At 73.4% G+C, this 16,871-nt stretch carries 17 protein-coding genes; 11 read left to right on the top strand and 6 right to left on the bottom strand.

Translation table 11 applies throughout. The features are described from left to right. The first annotated feature begins 47 nt into the window (after positions 1 to 47). The 3 genes from OG408_RS21420 to OG408_RS21410 all read left to right on the top strand — a co-directional run bounded on the left by OG408_RS21420 (position 48) and on the right by OG408_RS21410 (position 3,047). Positions 48 to 665, top strand: a complete 618-nt coding sequence (locus OG408_RS21420) for an ArsR/SmtB family transcription factor (protein WP_326671415.1) — start codon at positions 48 to 50, stop codon at positions 663 to 665. Continuing rightward, complete coding sequence (locus tag OG408_RS21415) at positions 662 to 1,942, top strand: MFS transporter (protein ID WP_326671413.1); 1,281 nt, start codon at positions 662 to 664, stop codon at positions 1,940 to 1,942. Before OG408_RS21420 ends, OG408_RS21415 begins: the two co-directional genes overlap by 4 nt. 196 nt (positions 1,943 to 2,138) lie before the next feature. After that, positions 2,139 to 3,047 (top strand): phosphotransferase, encoded by a 909-nt coding sequence (locus OG408_RS21410; protein ID WP_285569138.1) that lies wholly within the window; start codon positions 2,139 to 2,141, stop codon positions 3,045 to 3,047. Positions 3,048 to 3,063: 16 nt separating this feature from the next. Here OG408_RS21410 and OG408_RS21405 read toward each other — a convergent pair whose 3' ends face one another. After that, positions 3,064 to 4,182: a serine hydrolase domain-containing protein gene (locus OG408_RS21405; protein WP_266780787.1), complete on the bottom strand. Its 1,119-nt coding sequence runs from the start codon at positions 4,180 to 4,182 to the stop codon at positions 3,064 to 3,066. A 198-nt stretch (positions 4,183 to 4,380) separates the two neighbouring features. On the opposite strand from OG408_RS21405, the gene OG408_RS21400 reads away from it, so the two are divergent. Continuing rightward, positions 4,381 to 5,079, top strand: coding sequence for a TetR/AcrR family transcriptional regulator (locus OG408_RS21400; RefSeq protein WP_266780785.1), 699 nt, complete (start codon positions 4,381 to 4,383; stop codon positions 5,077 to 5,079). Between the two features lie 174 nt (positions 5,080 to 5,253). Here OG408_RS21400 and OG408_RS21395 read toward each other — a convergent pair whose 3' ends face one another. After that, positions 5,254 to 6,201 carry a helix-turn-helix domain-containing protein gene (locus OG408_RS21395; RefSeq protein WP_266780783.1) on the bottom strand — a complete coding sequence of 316 codons (948 nt, stop codon included), beginning with the start codon at positions 6,199 to 6,201 and terminating at the stop codon, positions 5,254 to 5,256. Between the two features lie 109 nt (positions 6,202 to 6,310). On the opposite strand from OG408_RS21395, the gene OG408_RS21390 reads away from it, so the two are divergent. Continuing rightward, on the top strand, positions 6,311 to 7,342 hold the full coding sequence (locus tag OG408_RS21390; RefSeq protein ID WP_266780781.1) for a saccharopine dehydrogenase NADP-binding domain-containing protein: 1,032 nt from the start codon (positions 6,311 to 6,313) through the stop codon (positions 7,340 to 7,342). A gap of 69 nt (positions 7,343 to 7,411) precedes the next feature. After that, positions 7,412 to 8,233, top strand: coding sequence for a phosphotransferase family protein (locus OG408_RS21385; RefSeq protein WP_326671408.1), 822 nt, complete (start codon positions 7,412 to 7,414; stop codon positions 8,231 to 8,233). A gap of 46 nt (positions 8,234 to 8,279) precedes the next feature. Here the strand turns inward: OG408_RS21385 and OG408_RS21380 are convergent, their stop codons facing one another. Then, positions 8,280 to 9,107: an alpha/beta fold hydrolase gene (locus tag OG408_RS21380; RefSeq protein WP_326671406.1), complete on the bottom strand. Its 828-nt coding sequence runs from the start codon at positions 9,105 to 9,107 to the stop codon at positions 8,280 to 8,282. A 74-nt stretch (positions 9,108 to 9,181) separates the two neighbouring features. Between OG408_RS21380 and OG408_RS21375 the strand changes: the two genes are divergently transcribed. After that, positions 9,182 to 9,823, top strand: coding sequence for a sigma-70 family RNA polymerase sigma factor (locus OG408_RS21375; protein ID WP_285569153.1), 642 nt, complete (start codon positions 9,182 to 9,184; stop codon positions 9,821 to 9,823). Between the two features lie 24 nt (positions 9,824 to 9,847). On the opposite strand, the gene OG408_RS21370 is transcribed toward OG408_RS21375, so the two are convergent. Together OG408_RS21370 and OG408_RS21365 are read right to left on the bottom strand one after the other, a co-directional pair. Continuing rightward, entirely contained in the window at positions 9,848 to 11,305 is a 1,458-nt protein-coding gene (locus OG408_RS21370; RefSeq protein WP_326671404.1) for an MFS transporter, read from the bottom strand. 226 nt (positions 11,306 to 11,531) lie between these two features. Next, complete coding sequence (locus OG408_RS21365) at positions 11,532 to 12,650, bottom strand: DUF4037 domain-containing protein (protein WP_326671402.1); 1,119 nt, start codon at positions 12,648 to 12,650, stop codon at positions 11,532 to 11,534. 131 nt (positions 12,651 to 12,781) lie between these two features. Between OG408_RS21365 and OG408_RS21360 the strand changes: the two genes are divergently transcribed. From OG408_RS21360 to OG408_RS21345, 4 genes are all read left to right on the top strand, one after another. Beyond that, positions 12,782 to 13,270, top strand: coding sequence for a MarR family winged helix-turn-helix transcriptional regulator (locus OG408_RS21360; protein WP_266780769.1), 489 nt, complete (start codon positions 12,782 to 12,784; stop codon positions 13,268 to 13,270). A 159-nt stretch (positions 13,271 to 13,429) separates the two neighbouring features. Beyond that, positions 13,430 to 14,920 carry an MFS transporter gene (locus tag OG408_RS21355; RefSeq protein ID WP_326671400.1) on the top strand — a complete coding sequence of 497 codons (1,491 nt, stop codon included), beginning with the start codon at positions 13,430 to 13,432 and terminating at the stop codon, positions 14,918 to 14,920. Positions 14,921 to 14,960: 40 nt separating this feature from the next. Then, positions 14,961 to 15,503, top strand: a complete 543-nt coding sequence (locus OG408_RS21350; protein WP_326671398.1) for a pyridoxamine 5'-phosphate oxidase family protein — start codon at positions 14,961 to 14,963, stop codon at positions 15,501 to 15,503. Positions 15,504 to 15,627: 124 nt separating this feature from the next. Then, a complete protein-coding gene (locus OG408_RS21345; RefSeq protein WP_326674570.1) occupies positions 15,628 to 16,086 on the top strand; it encodes a DUF2199 domain-containing protein in 459 nt (152 codons plus the stop codon). Between the two features lie 42 nt (positions 16,087 to 16,128). Here the strand turns inward: OG408_RS21345 and OG408_RS21340 are convergent, their stop codons facing one another. After that, the gene (locus OG408_RS21340) at positions 16,129 to 16,830 is read right to left on the bottom strand and encodes a TetR family transcriptional regulator (RefSeq protein ID WP_442806050.1); all 702 of its coding nucleotides are present in this window, start codon (positions 16,828 to 16,830) and stop codon (positions 16,129 to 16,131) included. Positions 16,831 to 16,871: the final 41 nt, after the last annotated feature.

Here is a 16,871-nt window from a genome sequence, read left to right as displayed (position 1 = left end):
ACAACAACTCTTTCGAAACAACTGTTGTGGGTCTATTCTCTGCGGCCATGACCCCTTCGCCCGCACCGCCCGACCAGCCCGCCGGGACCCAGGACATCCGGCTCGACACCGCCAGACTCCGCGTGCTCGCCCACCCGTTGCGCCTGAACGTGCTGGCCCTGCTCCGGCAGCGCGGCCCGTCCACGGCGACCCGGATCGCCGCCGAGCTCGGCATCAACCCCGGTTCGGCCAGCTATCACCTGCGCCGGCTGGCGGCGGGCGGGCTCATCGTGGAGACGCCGGGTCGCGGCACGGGGCGTGAACGATGGTGGGAGTCCGTGCACCGTCAGTCGATCCACGACCCGGCCGACGAACCCGAGCACGAGCGCGCGGCCGGGCGCGCCTACGCCCATGCTGTCGCCCTCGCCGCCGTCGAACGCCTGCGGAAGGCCGCCGACGAGGTGCCGCTGCTTCCGGCGGAGTGGTACGAGGCCAGCGTGTACAGCGACTTCACGATGCGGCTGGCCCCTCAGGACGTCGAGCGGATGCGCGCCGAGATCTTCGAGGTGATCTCCCGCTACCGGCAGGGCGAGGCCGGAGCGCCGCATGGGGCCGTCCCGGTGTCACTCCAGGTGCAGGCGTTTCCCGTGCCCGGCACCGTGGATCTCGACGTGGGTGACGCATGACCCCGCAGGGCGTCCCGGTGCCCGGACCGCCCGCGTACCGGGACGCCGACGTCCTGCGCTGGCTCGCCGCCTACACCGCCTCCGTCACCGGTGACGTGGTCTACTTCCTCGCCCTCTCCTGGTCCGCGGCCAGGGTCGCGGGGCCGTCGCAGGTGGGGCTCGTGATCGCCGCCGGGGCGTTGCCACGGGCGGTGCTCATGCTCGGCGGGGGTGTGGTGGCGGACCGGTTCGGGCCGCGCCGGGTCGCCGTCGCGAGCGACGCGACGCGCAGCGTCGTGATTCTCGCCGCCGCGGCGGCCGTGCTGCTGATCTCGCCGGGCCTCTGGCTGCTCGTCCCGGTGGCCCTGGTGTTCGGCGTGGTCGACGCGGTGTTCATGCCGGCCGTGGGCGCCCTTCCGCCGCGCATCGCGGCCCCGGAACAGCTCGCCCGCGTCCAGGGGATGCGCGGCCTCTCGATCCGGCTCAGCAATGCCGCGGGCCCTCTCCTGGCGGGGGTCGTGCTCGCCGTGGGCGGCGCGGCGGGCGCGTTCGCCGCCGCCGGTGCGCTGTTCGCCCTCTCGCTCGCCCTGCTGCTCACCGTCAGGGTGCCGCCCCTGCCTTCCCTTCCGTCGACGGACGACCGCGCTTCCGCCGTGAGCGAGTTGCGTGACGGGCTGCGCTACGTCCGACGCCATCGGATGCTGGCGCCACTGGTCACGGTGATCGGGCTGAGCGAGATGTGTTTCAGCGGTCCGGTCGCCGCCGGTCTGGTGCTCCTGGCGGACGAACGCGGTTGGGGTGCCGCGGGGATGGGGTGGATCGCGAGCGCGTTCAGCGTCGGCGCCGCGGCCGCCGCGCTGCTGCTGACGGTGGGCTCCCGTGTCCCGCGCGCCGGAATGACCGTGTCCGGCGCCCTGTTCGTCACGGCCGCGGGAACCGTCGCCCTGGGGCACGCCCGATCCCTGCCGCTCGCCGTCGCGTTCGGCGCGCTGGTCGGGCTGACCAGCGGCGTCACCGCGACGGTGACCGGCGCCCTGGTCCAGACGGAGACCGACCCCCGGTACCTGGGCCGGGTCACCTCGGTCACGACGCTCTGCGCGCTGGGCCTCGCCCCGGTCCTCTTCCCCGTGGCCGGCGTCACCGTGGACGTGTGGGGCGCCGCCATGTTCTTCACCGTGTGCGGTGGAATCTGCCTGCTCGCGGCGGTGTTCGGTGTCGCGGCCCCGGCGCTGCGCCGCGCCGAACTCCGTGGCGATGGAGCCGAATCCACGCCCGCACCCTCGTCGTCCCCGGCATGACGGGCCGGGGTGCCGCAGTGACGTGGACCGAGCGCATGGAGCCTGCCGAAACGCCCTTGCTCCTCGGCCCCGGCGCTCCGTAACGTGGATCAGGTGGCTTGATCTCCGTTGCCGCCGGCCCGACCGACGGCCGACGCATGCGCCCCGCCGCCGTCAGCGCCCGACCGCGGCCCGTTCGACGTGCCAGGAGATCCCCGTGCCCCGGAACAACCCGCCCGGCCGAGCCGATGCCCGTACGGCGCAGGCCGTCCTGACCGAGGCCAACCGTACGCATCACACCCGGTTCCGGCTCGACCACCGGTTCGACGACGGTTTCCAGTCAGGAGCCTGGCTCCTGACCGATGACACCGGCCGACAGGCGGTACTCAAATGGAACCCCGCCCGCGACCTGGCCCGCCGGATCGAGCGCGCCGCCGAGGGAGTCGCGAGGATCCGCGCCGCCGGATATCCGACGCCGGCCTGGCTCGCCGTCGGCACGAGCGCGGACGGATTCGGATACCAGGTCCAGGAGTACGTCGTCGGACGCAGCCCCCAACAAGTGGGCGCGTCTGAGGCGAGGTTGCTGATCGGTCTGCTGGAGACGCACACCGGTCTCGATCCCGACCCCGGGAGGTGCTGGTCGCGGTTCGTCACCGGCCGCATCGCCGACCGTCGCGGCGACCTGTGGCGGCAGGCGGACGGGACCGGCCCGGTCGGGCGGGAACTCGTCCGTATCTGCGAACGGCTCCTCGCCCTCCACGGACCGGTGGTTCTGCCCACCGGAGACCTGGTCCACGGCGACTTCCGCCCCGGCAACATCCTCCTGCACGCCGATCGCGTCAGCGGTGTCATCGACATCGAAGCCCTGGGCAGTGGAACGAGGGTCTTCGACTACGCGACGCTGCTGAGCGCCCACGGCATCACGCCCGACGCGGTGCGGATGCTCTGCGCCGCCGGTGAGCACGTGGCCGGCCCCGGCGTGCTGGCGTACTGCTTCGCGCAAGTCGCCCTCGATCTCACCGTCTTCGTCCACAGCCGAGGCCTTGAGCCGGGAATCCGGAACGTGAGCGAGCTCCTCGATCGCGCAGCGATCCTGCTCGGCCGTGCGGAGGCCACGACCGCCTGAAGCCGCCCGACGCCGGTCAGCCGTACAGCGCGACGCGGTACAGCTCCGCGAGTGCGGCGTCGATGGGGTGGGGCTGCGGCCGGCCGGCGGAGTCCAGCCTGTTCCACCGCTGCATGTTCACCGCGACCGCCATCCGGCGCCCGCCGTCGGCCCGGGCCATGGCCAGCGCGCCCCCGCCCCAGACGGTGCCGCCGTGGCCCCAGAAGTCGCCCTGCCCGGAGCCCTCCATCGGGTGCAGCCCGAGTCCGTACTCGATGATCCTGCCCTCCTGGGAGACGACCGGGACCGTACGTCGCATCTGCTCCAGCGACGACGGGCCGACGATCTCCCCGGCCAGCAGCAGCCCGTAGAAGCGGTTGAGGTCCGCGACGGTCGATATCAGCGATGCCGAAGGGCCCACCCAGGACATGTCGTACACGCTGTAGTCGCGCGGCGGGTCGATCATGCCGAACCAGGACTCGTAGAGACGCGAGTGCGGGCCGTCGACGTGCGTCCCGGCGGGGAGTTCGGTGTCCCGGAGCCCGGCCCGCTCGATGACGTTCCGGGTGATGCACTGCTCGGCCGTGCCGCCGGTCACCTGTTCCAGGAGCTGGACGAGGAGCAGGTAGTTGGTGTTGGAGTACACCCCCGGACTGCCGCCCGGGGTGCCGACGGCGGGGGCGGTGACGCCCATCGCGATCAGCTCGACGGGGTCGAACCGCGTGAACCGGTGGTCGTCCAGGCTCTCGGGTCCGGTCTCCGCGAGGACGGGGAACGCCTTGAGCGACGGATAGGCGTACGGGAGGTACTCGGCGAGGCCGCTCGTGTGGTTCAGCAGCATCCGGACCGTGATCGCGTCACCGCGCTCCCCCGGAACGAGCTTCGGCAGGTACCGGCCGACCGGCGTGTCCAGGCCGATCCGGCCGGCCTCGACCTGTTGCAGGACCGCGGCGGCGGTGAAGGTCTTGGTGATGGAGCCGACGCGGTGCCGCATCCCGGCGGTGACGGGGCGGCGGGTGGAGACATCGGCGACCCCGGCGGCGCCCTGCCAGACCTGGTCGCCGTCCCGCACCTCGGCGAACAGTCCCGGCATCCCGGCGCGGTGGACGTTGTCGACGGCCGCGTTCAGCGCTGCGGTGTCCAGTGGGTTCTTCACGTCATGCGTCCTTCCGTAATCCCCGGGGCGAGCTCCGCATCGGTCGCCCGGCCCGGGACAACAGGGCACGAGTGGCATGCCGGCCCGTCCTTGCCCGGCCGTCCGGCACACTCATGTCCCCATTATGCACGCAGTGCGTGCAACACCAAGTGCATAAGCTAGGCTGAAGGCAGTCGAGAGGCAGTGGCGAGGAGCGAAATGGCAGGCCGAAGGCGTTGGTCGACCGAAGAGATCCTGGATGCGGCGGCGGAGCTGCTGCGCACGAGCGACGCGGACTCGTTCAGCGTGCGCAAGCTGGCCGCGGTGCTCGGGACCGATTCCTCCAGCCTCTACCGGCACTTCCGCAGCAAGACCGAACTGCTGCGCGCGGTCGCCGACCGGATCATCCTGGCCGCCATGGAGGAGCACCGCGCCGAGGGCGACTGGAAGCAGCGCATCAGGGCCCTGGCCCTGTGCATGCGCGAGGCCTTCGGCCAACAGCCGCAGCTCGCCGCCGTCTGGGGGCGTTACGCGTCGAGCGGCACCGGTTCCCGGCTGGTCATGGAAGAGGTGCTGCAGGCGCTGCGCGCCTCGGGCCTGCCCGACGCGGAGATCCCGGTGCGCTACCACCGGATCGCCGTGCTCATCTCCGCGCTGATCGCTTCCGAGGCCGGGGGCAGCACGGTCACGCCGGAGGAGCACGAGCAGGGCATGGAGCTGTTCCGCGTGGCGGTGCTGGGCGCCGACCCCGAGCGCTTCCCGGCCCTGGCCCACTTCGCCCGCGACGTCCGGCCGCTCGGCGCGGACCGCCGCGCCGCGTTCGAGGAGATCCTGGCCGCGCAGCTCGCCGGGATCGAAGCGGAGGTCGAAGCGAAGGCCGGGGCGGCCGTCGGAACCGCGGACGGAAGCCGGGGCTGAACCCGGGGCTGAATCCGGGACTAACCCCAGGGCTGAATCCGAGGCTGAACCCAGGACTGAACCCGGGGCTGAATCCAGTCTTGGCCCCGGGAGCATCGGATACGGGCCTGAGGCCCGGTGGGGCGGGGCCGGAGGGCAGGCCCCGGGGCCGCGACGGCCACCCGTCCGGCCCCGTCAGACCGCGTGCGTGCTGCGGAACGCTCGCCGATAGGCGTCCGGCGGGACCCCCACGATCCGCTTGAACTGGCGCCGGAGCGTCGTCGCCGTCCCCATGCCCGTGGCGACGGCGACCGCCTCGATGCTCTCGTCGGTGGCCTCCAGCAGCTCCTGCGCGCGGCGCACGCGCTGGATCAGGAGCCACTGGATCGGCGTCTGTCCGATCACGGACCGGAACTGCCGCCCGAGGTGGCGCGGGCTCGTGTTCGCCTTGCGCGCCATGTCGGTGACCGACAGCGGCTGGTCCAGCCGCTGCTGGACCCAGGCGAGCAGCTGGGCGAGGGCGTGGTCGCCCGAGACCTGCACCGGCGTGGCGACGAACTGGGCCTGGCCGCCCGGCCGGTGCGGCTGCATGACCAGGCGGCGGGCGACCGCGTTGGCGACGGCAGCGCCGTGGTCGAGGTGGATCAGGTGCAGGCAGAGGTCCACGGCGGCGGCCTTGCCCGCGGACGTGAGCACGCTGCCGTTGTCCGTGTACAGGACGTCCGGGTCGACCACGGCCTGTGGATGGCGGCTGCCCAGCTCGGCGGCGTGCGCCCAGTGGGTGGTGGCCCGCCGGCCGTCCAGCAGCCCCGCGGCACCGAGCACGAACGCCCCGGTGCACAGCGAGGCGACCCGCGCGCCCGCCTCGTGCGCCGCGCGCACCGCCTCGACCAGTTCGGCCGGCGGCGGCACGTCGATGTCGACGCACGCGGGCACGATCACCGTGTCGGCGCCGGCCGCCCGCTCCAGCCCGTGGTCCGGCTCGACCGTGAAGGGGCCGACCCGCACCGGACCGGGCCCGCAGAGCAGGACGTCGTACCAGCCGTCCGACGCCTCGCGCGGCGGGTTGCCGAAGATCTCGTACGCCACCCCCAGTTCGAAGTGGAGCAGGTCACCGGCCGTCAGCAGCGCGACAGTTGGCATGTCCGAAAGTGTACGCATGCTGTCGGTCCGGACCCTCACGGCCGGACACCGCACGCACCGAGACTGGACACCTCAGCACACCGAACCACCAGGTCGAGAGCGGGAAACCATGAGTACAGCGACTGCGGTCGTGGTCTACGGGGCGACGGGACACACCGGTCGCTTCATCGTCGCCGAGCTCCGGCGGCGCGGATTCACCCCGGTCCTCTCCGGCCGGAACGCGGCACGGCTGGAGGCGCTGGCGGCCGAGTGGGGCGAGGCGGAGGTACGGCCGGCCGGCGTGGACGACGCGGGCGCGCTCGACCGGGCGCTCGCCGGCGCGGCGGCCGTCATCAACTGCGCCGGCCCCTTCGCGGTGACCGGCGGCCCGGTCGTCGAGGCCGCCCTGCGGGCGGGGATCCCGTACGTCGACGTCGCGGCGGAGATCGAGGCGAACGCCGCGATGTTCGCCGACCACACGGAGGCGGCCCTGCGGGCGGGCACTCCCGTGGTGCCGGCCATGGCCTTCTACGGCGGGCTGGGCGATCTGCTGGTCACCGCGGCGATGGGCGGGGCGACGTCCGCCGATTCGGTGGACGTCGCGTACGGACTGAGCAGTTGGCGCCCCACGGCGGGCACCCGGGAGGCGGGACAGGTCTCCCACGACCGCCGCGCGGGCCGTCGGGTGCGGTACGCGGACGGCGCGCTGCGCTACCACGACGACGCGGTGTCGCAGGGCGACTGGCTGTTCCCCGAACCGCTGGGCCGGCGCGCGGTGATCACGGAGTTCACCATGGCCGACGTCGTCACCGTGCCCAGCCATGTGAAGGTGTCCGAGGTCCGTACCCACATGTCCGTCGAGGCGGCGGGCGACCTGGCGGGGAAGGACACTCCGGCACCGGAGGCGGTCGACACGCTGGGGCGCTCGGACCAGACGTTCGTCGTCGACGTCCTGGTCCGCGCGGACGGCGTCGAGCGCCGCGCCACGGCACGCGGCCAGGACATCTACGCCGTCACCGCACCCCTGGCGGTGGAGGCCGTCGCACGCATCCTGACCGGCCGCACGCGGACCACGGGGGTGGCCTCGGCCGGGGCGATGTTCGACGCGGCGGACTTCCTCCGCGCGCTGGCCCCGTACGTGACGGTCGAGTTGCCGGCCTGACCGGCCGCGCCTCGGGCGTGAGGGCCGAGCCGCCGGCCCGGCCCTGCCCGCCTGGCAGGATCCCCTCCCATGACTGCCGATTCCTGGAGCACGCACGGTCTCGACCTCGGGCCGGACACCGTGATCAAGACGTTCCGTCCCGGCCACCACGAGCAGAGCGAGCGCGAATGGCGGGCGCTCACGCTGCTCGGCACCCACGCTCCCGGGCTCGCCCCCGCGCCCCGGCACGCGGATCTCACCTCCGACGAACCGACCGTGGCGATGTCCCGCCTCCCGGGCCTGCCGCTCCGCGGGCAACGGATCGACGGCCCCCGGCTCGACGCCCTGGTCTCGGCGGTGACCGAGGTGCACGACTGCGTGCCCGCGCACCTGCTGGACGAGGTGCCCGTCAGGCCGGGGCACCGGCAGTACCTGGCCCGTCGGATCGAGGCCTGGGCGCCGCGGACCCGCCCCCGGGTCGGGCCCGGGGTGGGCGGGGCCATGGACCGCGGCCTGGAGTGGCTGGCGGGCGCGGACCCGTGGCACGCGGGAGACCGGCCGGGCATCCGGCCGGTGTTCGGCCCGGGGGACGGCAACCTCGCCAACTACCTGTGGGACGGCTCCCGGGTACGGATCGTCGACTTCGAGGAGTCCGGCCGCAGCGACCGTCCCCTCGAACTGGCGGAGATCACCGAGCACGTGTCCGCCTGGGTCGGCGAACCCCTCGACGCCGAGGAGTTCATCGGCCGTTTCGAACTGGACGCCGCGGAGCGGGCCCTGCTGCTCGACACCCGTCGGCTGGTCGCCCTCGTATGGCTGTTCCTGCTCTCGTTCGACGACCCCGAGCACCCCCGCAATCCGCCGGGGACGGCCGAACGTCAGGCGGTTCGGCTGTCCCGGCTGCTGGACTGAGACCGGGCGGGCGCGATCCCGTACGGTCCGGCGAGGCGCGCCGGCCCTATGCCAGGAACGCCGACACCAGCTCCGTGAACCGGTCGGCGTCATCGACCCACGGGTAGTGCCCCGCCCCCTCCTGGACGACGAGTGTCGCGTCGGGGAACAGGGCGGCGAAGTCGGCCGCCGAGCGGGGCGGGCTGTTCAGGTCGAACTCCCCGGCGAGCAGCAGGACGGGCGCCCCGAAGGCGGCGAGCGCGGCACGGGTGGCGGGCGGGTCGAAGGCGCCCTCGGCCCCGAAGCCCGCGACGGCGTCCGGGTTGTCGGGCCTGCTCGCCGCGTGGTGGGCGCGGGCGGCCTCGTCCCACCGGCCGTAGAAGAACGGGTCGACGGCCGCCCAGTCCGTGCCCGTCCCCCGGGTGATCGCGTCCAGCGCGGCGAACGCCGCCGGGAACCACGGCTCGTCGCTCCGCAGCCGGGCGAGCGCACGCCGCTCCTCCCCGCGGATGTCGATGCCGACGGCCCGGGCCCCGGGGGTGATCAGGGCGAGGCGGCCGACGCGCGACGGGTGCCGGGCCGCGTACTGGACGGCGATGTTCGCTCCGGCGGAGTGCCCGAGCAGGTCCGTACGCGCGAGACCGAGGTGGGCGCGGAGGGCCTCGATGTCGTCGACGAGCCGGTCGCAGCGGTAGCCGGCGTTGTCCTCGGGGACCGCCGAGCGGCCGGTGCCGCGCAGGTCCGGGACGATCAGACGGCGATGGGCGGAGAGGCCGCCGAGCTCGCCCAGGTAGCGGGAGTCCGCGGGGCCGCCGGGGATGCAGACGAGCGGATCGCCGGCTCCGTACGTGCGGTAGGCGAGCTGGGTTCCGTCGGAGGCGCAGAAGGTGGACACAGGGCGATCCTGTCACTCATAACCAGGTTATACAACTCGGTTATGACGTATGGAGCAGGGTATATAACTGGGTTGTGGCAGCAGCCGAAGAGAACACACGACACACCCCGCGCACCCCGGCGGCCGCGGCGGGCACCGGCGGTCCCCCCGCTCTGACCGAGGAGCAGGCCGGGCGGATGTTCGCCGGGATGAACGACGTGATCCGCGCCGGCGAGGAGATGCGCAGGCTCCGCGCCGAGATGATCCAGGTGCTCACCGGCTTCGGCTGGACCCAGGAGCGCATCGCCCGGCTCACCGACATGAGCCAGCCCGCCGTGTCCAAGCAGGTGGCGAAGTACCGGGACGCCGGTCCCGGACCCTCCATGGACGTCTCCCTCGGCCAGCACGACCTGCCGTGGCTGGAGGGACGCCTGTGGGGTCTCGCCGAGGACCTCTCGGAGACGTACGACGGAGCCGCCCGCTGCACTCCCTGCGTCGGCGCACTCGCGCGCGGGAAGAAGCGCTTCACCGAGCGGACCGTCGACGAACTGCGCCGGCTCGTCGAGGAGGACCTGCGGCTGCACGCCGCGGAACTGCCCGCCGGCCACCGCGAGGCGTACGACGAGATCAGCCGCGGCCTCGACGTACCGGCCGGGACCGCCACCGCCCCGGCCGGCTCGGCCTCCGTGCGCCGCGCCCTCGCCCACCGGATCCAGCGCGACCGGCTGAGGGGCTAGACGGCCCCGGCGCGCCCCCCTCCTTCAGGCTTCGCGGGCCCTGACCGCGAGCGTCGCCGCCAGGACGCTCGGCACGAGCAGCAGGCCGAAGGCGGCGGCATAGGCCGCCAGGTCGGCGGAGCCGAAGCCCAGGAAGAGGTTGAACAGGGCCGCGGCCACCCCCATCACCGCCATCTGGCCCAGGTTCTGACTGGTCTGCATGGCGCTGCTGGCGTACCCCTGCCGGCCCGGCGGGCTGTGGGTGAGCGAGAGCAGGGTGAGGGAGGGCGTGGCCATGCCCATGCCGACGGCCGCGAGGACCATGGCCCCGGCGGCGGTGAGGGCGGGCAGCGCGGGCAGCGTGCCCACCGCGGCGAGCGCCACCGCCGCCCCCATCACCAGGGCCCCGGCCGTGACCAACCGGTGGCGGGAGACCCGCCCCTGGAGCCGCCCCTGGAGCCAGGAGGAGCCGGCCCAGGCGATGGCGGCCCCCGTGAAGGCCAGTCCGGTCTGCACGGGCGGCACGCGCCTCGCGGTGTTCAGCAGCAGCGGCACGAAGGCCTCCAGCGTGAAGTACGCCCCCGAGGTGAGGCCGCGCAGCAGCACGGCGGCGGGCAGTCCGCGCGCGGCACGCCACGTGCCCGCCGGGAGCAGCCTCGGCACGAACACCACCAGCAGGGCGACTCCCGCCACCCCGCACAGCAGATGGCGTACGTCCCAGCCCGAGACGGCGTACTGCCCGAGCGCCGCCCCCACGCTCACGGCCGCCGCGACCATCAGCGCGGGCCGCGGCGTCACGTCCGCCGCCGGACCGGTTTCCTGCTTCGACCGCGCCCGGGACCGCCCCTGCCCCTGTCCCTGCCCCTGTCCCTGTCCCTGTCCCTGTCCCTGTCCCTGCCAGGATGGGTTGCGGAGCATGACGACGACGACCAGCGACGGGATCACGGTGAGGGCGGCCAGCCCGAAGAACACCAGGCGCCAGGACCACCAGGCGGCCACCAGGCCGGCGAGCGGCGGGCCGGCCAGGGACGGGATGATCCAGCAGGTGCTCATCAACGCCAGGGCGCGCGCCCGCAGCCGGTCCGGATAAGCGTGGGCGATGGCCGTGTTGATGGCCACCGCGATCATCCCGGCCGCCACCCCGTCCAGGAAGCGCCCGGCCGCCAGTTGCCAGATGGTGGTGCTGGTGGCCGAGACGACCAGGGTGACCACCGCGAGCACCACGCCCGCCGCCAGCGGGCGGCCCGGCCCCGCACGGTCCGCCCAGTCACCGCCCAGCACCCCGCCGAACAGGCTCGCCGCGACGAAACAGCCCGCCACCAGCGGGTAGAGCGGCACCCCGTCCAAGTCGCGGGCGGCCACCGGCAGCATGGGCACGACGGCGAGTGCGGCGAACCCGGTCAGGAACATGACCGCGGCGAAGCTGAACGTGGCGGCCGCGTACGTCCGGGAGAACAGCCGCTCATCGGCGGCCGCGGGCCGCACCGCCGCCTGGCCGGTCATCGCCTGCCGCCGGTCATCGACCGGCCGAATCCCTCGCCGCGGACGGGAGTTGGCACGAACTCGGTGCGGGCGGGAGCATGCGCGCACCCGTCGGCGAAGGCTTTCGGATCATGGGTCACGGGCGTCCAAACTAGGTGGAGCGCACGAAGGCCCGCCACCGGATTTCATGGCGTCCGAAGCCGCACCGCCGACCGCGGCCGCCGCCCTCGAATCCGGGCCGTTCGCCTCAGCGTCCGCCCACCGCCGCACTCGCCGCCCGCAGCGCGTCCCCGTCCCTGCCCAAGAGCAGGTCGGTGCTGTCCGCCCACTGGTCGACGACCCCGGTCAGCGGCAGCCCGCGCAGGTCCGGGTCGGTGACCGAGGCGGCCAGCGGGCGGGCGAAGCGTTCCGCGTGCAGGACGAGGAACGGACGGCCGTGGTACGGGCGGGGCGACGGGTCCACCGGGTCGGTCAGCCCGGCCGCGTTCTGCCGGACCGCCACCGCTTCGTACGCCGCGCACAGGTGCCGCTCCCGCTCCGGGTACTCCGTCGCCGCCAGCGCTCCCCGCAGCGACGGCGTCAGCTCCCCGGCCGCCTCCAGCCGGGCGAACGCGCTGCCCAGCCACTTGCCGTACGGCGGGTAGCGCCGCTCCAGCAGCAGGCACAGCCGCATGAGGTCGCGGACCAGCCGCCCGGCGACGACGGCCGAACCGAGGTCGTCGCCGGCCTCGGCGCATCGTCCGACGAACGCCTCCTCCTGGGAGATCCGCTGCCACTGGCAGGCCAGGACGTGGCGCCACACCTGTTCGGGGTAGCGGGCCAGCCGCGCGCGTGCGGTGGTGAGGAGACCGGGGCCGTCGTGGAACACGGCGCCGGCGGTGACCTGGGCGAGCCTCTGCTGCGGCATGGCGAGCCAGTCCCGTACGGCGGGTTCCGTGGTGGAGGCGTCGAGGCCCACCTCCCGGACCAGCCAGGCGCCGGTGTCGTGCGCGACCACGCGGTGGTCGACGGGTCCGTCGGTCATCGCCATGTGGCCGACCGGGTCGAGCGGGTCGGCGGCCGGGCGGAAATGGGTGGGCCAGCCGCGGATCTCCTTGGGCAGCCGGTCCGCCAGCAGCCGCCGGATCGCGTCGCCGTGGGCCGCCGCGTCGTCCGGCGCGAGGAAGAGGTCCAGGCGCGGGCCCCAGTCGTGGTCGGTCGAGCGCGCGGTGTCGAAGCCGAGCACCTCCGATCCGGCGCCGATCCGCGCGGCGGCGTACGGCAGGCCGGGGAAGGCGTCGTCGAGGACGGGCCGCACCGCGGTCTCGTACAGAATCCTGGAGAGCTCCAGACCGGGCAGGAACGCGGCTTCGACGGGGATCGGCATACGGTCGACTCTGCCGCCGCCGGAAGGGGCCCGCCAGCGATTATCCGGCGACCCTGCCGGGCGGAGGGGCAGGAAGCAAGACGTCCACTTGCGGACGATCTGCCACAGACCGAATTGTTACGCTGGCAGACATGACCGCCATGGCACCCACCCGCACCGCACCGGACCTCTCCTACCTCCTGGACCACACCAGTCACGTCCTGCGGACCCAGATGTCGGCGGCGCTCGCCGAGATCGGGCTCACCGCACGCATGCACTGCGTCCTGGTCCACGCCCTGGAGGAGGAGCGCACCCAGATCCAGCTCGCCGAGATCGGCGACATGGACAAGACCACCATGGTGGTGACGGTGGACGCGCTGGAGAGCGCGGGCCTCGCCGAGCGCCGCCCTTCCAGCCGGGACCGGCGGGCGCGGATCATCGCCGTCACCGAGCAGGGCGCGGCCCTGGCCGCGCGGAGCCAGGAGATCGTCGACCGGGTGCACGAGGAGGCGCTGGGCAGCCTGGCCCGGGCGGACCGGGAGACGCTCCTGCGCGCGCTGAACCAGCTGGCCGGCGAGCACCTGGCCACCCCGGCCGAGAACCCGCGGGCGGTCCGCAGGGCCCGCCAGAGCCAGAAGTAGGCGACACCACCGGCCCAGCACCCATCCCCCACCCCGCCACCCACGGGCGCAGCACCGCGGAAGCCGAGCCATCCGCGGAAAATGGAACCGAAAGAAATAGTCCGCAACAAAACCATCTGCTACGTTCTCTCTTGTCGCACCGACCGACAGGAGAGCCCGATGTCCGCGCCCGCTCGCCCCGTTCCCGCCCCGGCCCCCGCCCCGCCCGTCACCCGCTCGCGCCACCTCGCTCTCGGCGTGATCGCCACCGGTCTGCTGATGACCGTGCTCGACGGCTCGATCGTGACCGTGGCGATGCCCGCCATCCAGAACGACCTCGGCTTCACTCCCGGCGGCCTCAGCTGGGTCGTCAACGCGTACCTGATCGCCTTCGGCGGCCTGCTGCTGCTCTCGGGGCGGCTCGGTGACCTCATCGGCCGCAAGCGGATGTTCCTGGCCGGCACGGCGGTCTTCACCGCCGCCTCCGTACTGGCGGGAGCGGCCGGTACCCCCGCCCTGCTGATCGCCGCCCGCTTCCTCCAGGGCGCCGGCAGCGCCATGGCGTCCGCGGTCGGCCTGGGCATCCTGGTCACCCTCTTCACCGAGAGCCGCGAACGGGCCCGCGCCATCGCCGTGTTCAGCTTCACCGGCGCGGCCGGGGCCTCGATCGGGCAGGTGCTCGGCGGGATCCTCACCGACGCGCTCGGCTGGCACTGGATCTTCTTCATCAACCTGCCGATCGGACTCGCGGCGCTGCTCGTCGCGGCGCGCGTCCTGCCCGGCGACCGCGGGCCCGGCCTCACCGCGGGCGCGGACGCCGTCGGCGCACTCCTGGTCACCGCGGGGGTGATGGTGGGCATCTACTCCGTCGTCGAGGTCGAGTCGTACGACTGGGTGTCACCGCACACGCTCGGGCTCGGCGCCCTCGCGGTGGCCCTGCTCGCCGCGTTCTTCGTCCGCCAGGCCACGGCCGCGACCCCGCTCCTTCCGCTGCGCATCCTGCGCTCGCGCAGTGTCGCGGGCGCCAATCTGGTCCAGATCCTCATGGTGGCCGCGCTGTTCTCGTTCCAGATCCTGGTCGCGCTGTATCTGCAGCGGGTGCTCGGCTACGGGGCCACCGCCACCGGGCTCGCCATGCTGCCGGCGGCCGCGGTCATCGGTGCCGTGTCGCTGGGGATATCGGCCCGGCTGAGCACACGGCTCGGCGACCGGAGCGTGCTGCTGGCGGGGCTGGTCCTGCTGATCGGCGTGCTCGTCCTCCTCACCCGGCTCCCCGTCCACGCGCACTACGCCACGGATCTGCTGCCGGTGATGTTCCTCGCCGCGGGATTCGGCCTCGCCCTCCCGGCGCTGACCACGCTCGGCATGTCGGGGGCGGGCGAGGAGGACGCCGGACTCGCGTCCGGACTGTTCAACACCACCCAGCAGATCGGCATGGCGATGGGCGTCGCCGTCCTGTCCACGCTGGCCGCCTCCCGTACCGACACCCTGCTCGCCGACGGCAGCAGCCGGGCCGAGGCGCTGACCGGCGGCTACCACCTGGCCTTCGCCGTGGGAGCCGGACTGCTCACCGCCGCGTTCCTCGTCGCGCTGGTGGTGCTCGGACGGCCGGACCGCCACACGGCCACGGCGGCAACAGCCGCACCGACAAGTCCCGCACCTTCCGCCTGACCACTGCCCACCGGTCCCCGCCGGCCCTGAGGAGAAACCCATGCCGCCCCTTCCCACCACCCCCGTCGAGAACGAACCACAGTCCGTCACCGACAGCGACACCGGCTCCGGCTCCGGTCCGGGCGCAGGTCCGGGGCCGCGCGTGCTCACCGAAGCGGAACTGTCCCGGCTGCTCCGGGAGCAGCAGTTCGGCGTCCTGGCGAGCGTGCGGCGCACCGGGCACCCCCATCTGACGACGGTGCTCTACTCCTGGGACGCCGAAGAGCGTGTGGTGCGCGTGTCCAGCACCGCCGACCGCCTCAAGCCGCGTCAGCTGCGCACCGATCCGCATGCGGCGCTGCACGTCAGCGGCCCGGACGTGTTCTCGTTCGCGGTCGCCGAGGGCGAGGCGGAGGTGTCGGCTCCGGCGGCCGTGCCCGGGGACGACGTCAGTCGCGAACTCCTCTCCCTGACACCGGGTTTCGCGGACCCGGCCGAGGAGGCGGCCTTCCTGGCCCAGGTGGTCGCGGACCGGCGCGTGGTGATCCGGATCCGCGTCTCCCGGCTGTACGGAACGGCGCTGGACATCCCGGCCGCGGACTGAGCTCGGCGGCCGGGCCCCACCCGGGGCCACATGAGCACCTCCCGGAAGCTCTAGGATCCCGCCCATGGCTACCGACCCCGGCTACACCTGCTCCCGCTGCGGCGAACACCACACGGAACTCCCGATGGGGTACTCGACCATGGCGCCCGACGTCTGGGACGCGAGCCTGGAGAGCGACCCCGACAGCATGCTCTCGTCGGACCAGTGCATCGTCAGACACGAGCACTACTTCATCAAGGGCCTGATCGAGATACCCGTGGCCGGCAGCCCGGAGCCGTTCTCCTGGGGTGTCTGGGTGTCGCTGAGCCGGGAGAACTTCGGCCGCGCCCTCGATGTGTGGGAGACGCCGGGCCGGGAGTCCGAGAAGCCGTACTTCGGCTGGCTCACCACCGAGTTGGGGCTCTACACCCCCCGTACGACCAACCTCAAGACCAATGCGCACACCCGTCCGATCGGCCGGCGCCCGTTCATCGAGCTGGAGCCCACCGATCATCCGCTGGCCGTCGAGCAGCGCACGGGCATCACGTTCGACCGGGTCCGGGAGATAGCGGAAGCGGTGCAGCGTGCCGTGGACGGCCAGTAGCGGAGCAGCCCGGGAGCCGGGCGCCAGGGCGGCGGGGCCGGACTACCGCCGCTCCCCCAGCCCCGACCGCAGCTGCGCGAAGCCCCGTTCCGCCTCCTCGACCGCCGCCCCGTACACCTGGTCCGCGCTGCGGCCCTCGCTGATCCGCCGCCAGTTCTCCATGGCCAGGATGCGCAGGACCGCGATGATCTGGCCCGCGGCCAGCCGGTCCGTCACCCGGTCACCGAGCGCGCGGGCGAGCGCGGCCTCGGAGCGGCTCTGGTACGCGTGGAGCCGGGCCACCAGGGACGGTGTCCCGTACAGCAGCCGGTGGAACGCCAGCACCTGCGGGACGTCGCACAGCCCCGTGACCGGGTCGCGCCGCTCCAGGCCGTCCAGGTAGTGGCGGCGCAGCGCGTCCAGCGGGGATTCGCCGTCGGCGCGGCCGGCGACGACCCGGGCGGACTCGTCCTCGTGGTCGGCGAACCGGTGCAGCGCCAGGTCCTCCTTGGCCGGGAAGTACCGGAACAGCGTCGGCTTGGAGATGTCCGCGGCGGCCGCGATCTCCGCCACCGAGACCTTGTCGAAGCCGCGTTCCAGGAACAGGGAGATCGCGGCCTCGGACACCGCCTGGTACGTCAGCTGCTTCTTCCGCTCCCGCAGACTCGTCGGCGCATCCGGCGCGGCCTGCCCGGCCGCTCCCCCGCCCGTCGCCGCCGCATCCGCCGATGTCCGTGACCCGGGCTTCTCTGCGCTCATGACCATGCAGCGTACGCCCTTGACCTCAAGCGGACTTGACGTCCAAA

It is taken from the genome of Streptomyces sp. NBC_01257 (assembly GCF_035917255.1).
Taxonomy (GTDB): Bacteria; Actinomycetota; Actinomycetes; order Streptomycetales; family Streptomycetaceae; genus Streptomyces.
This window is presented reverse-complemented; position numbering and strand designations above follow the sequence as displayed.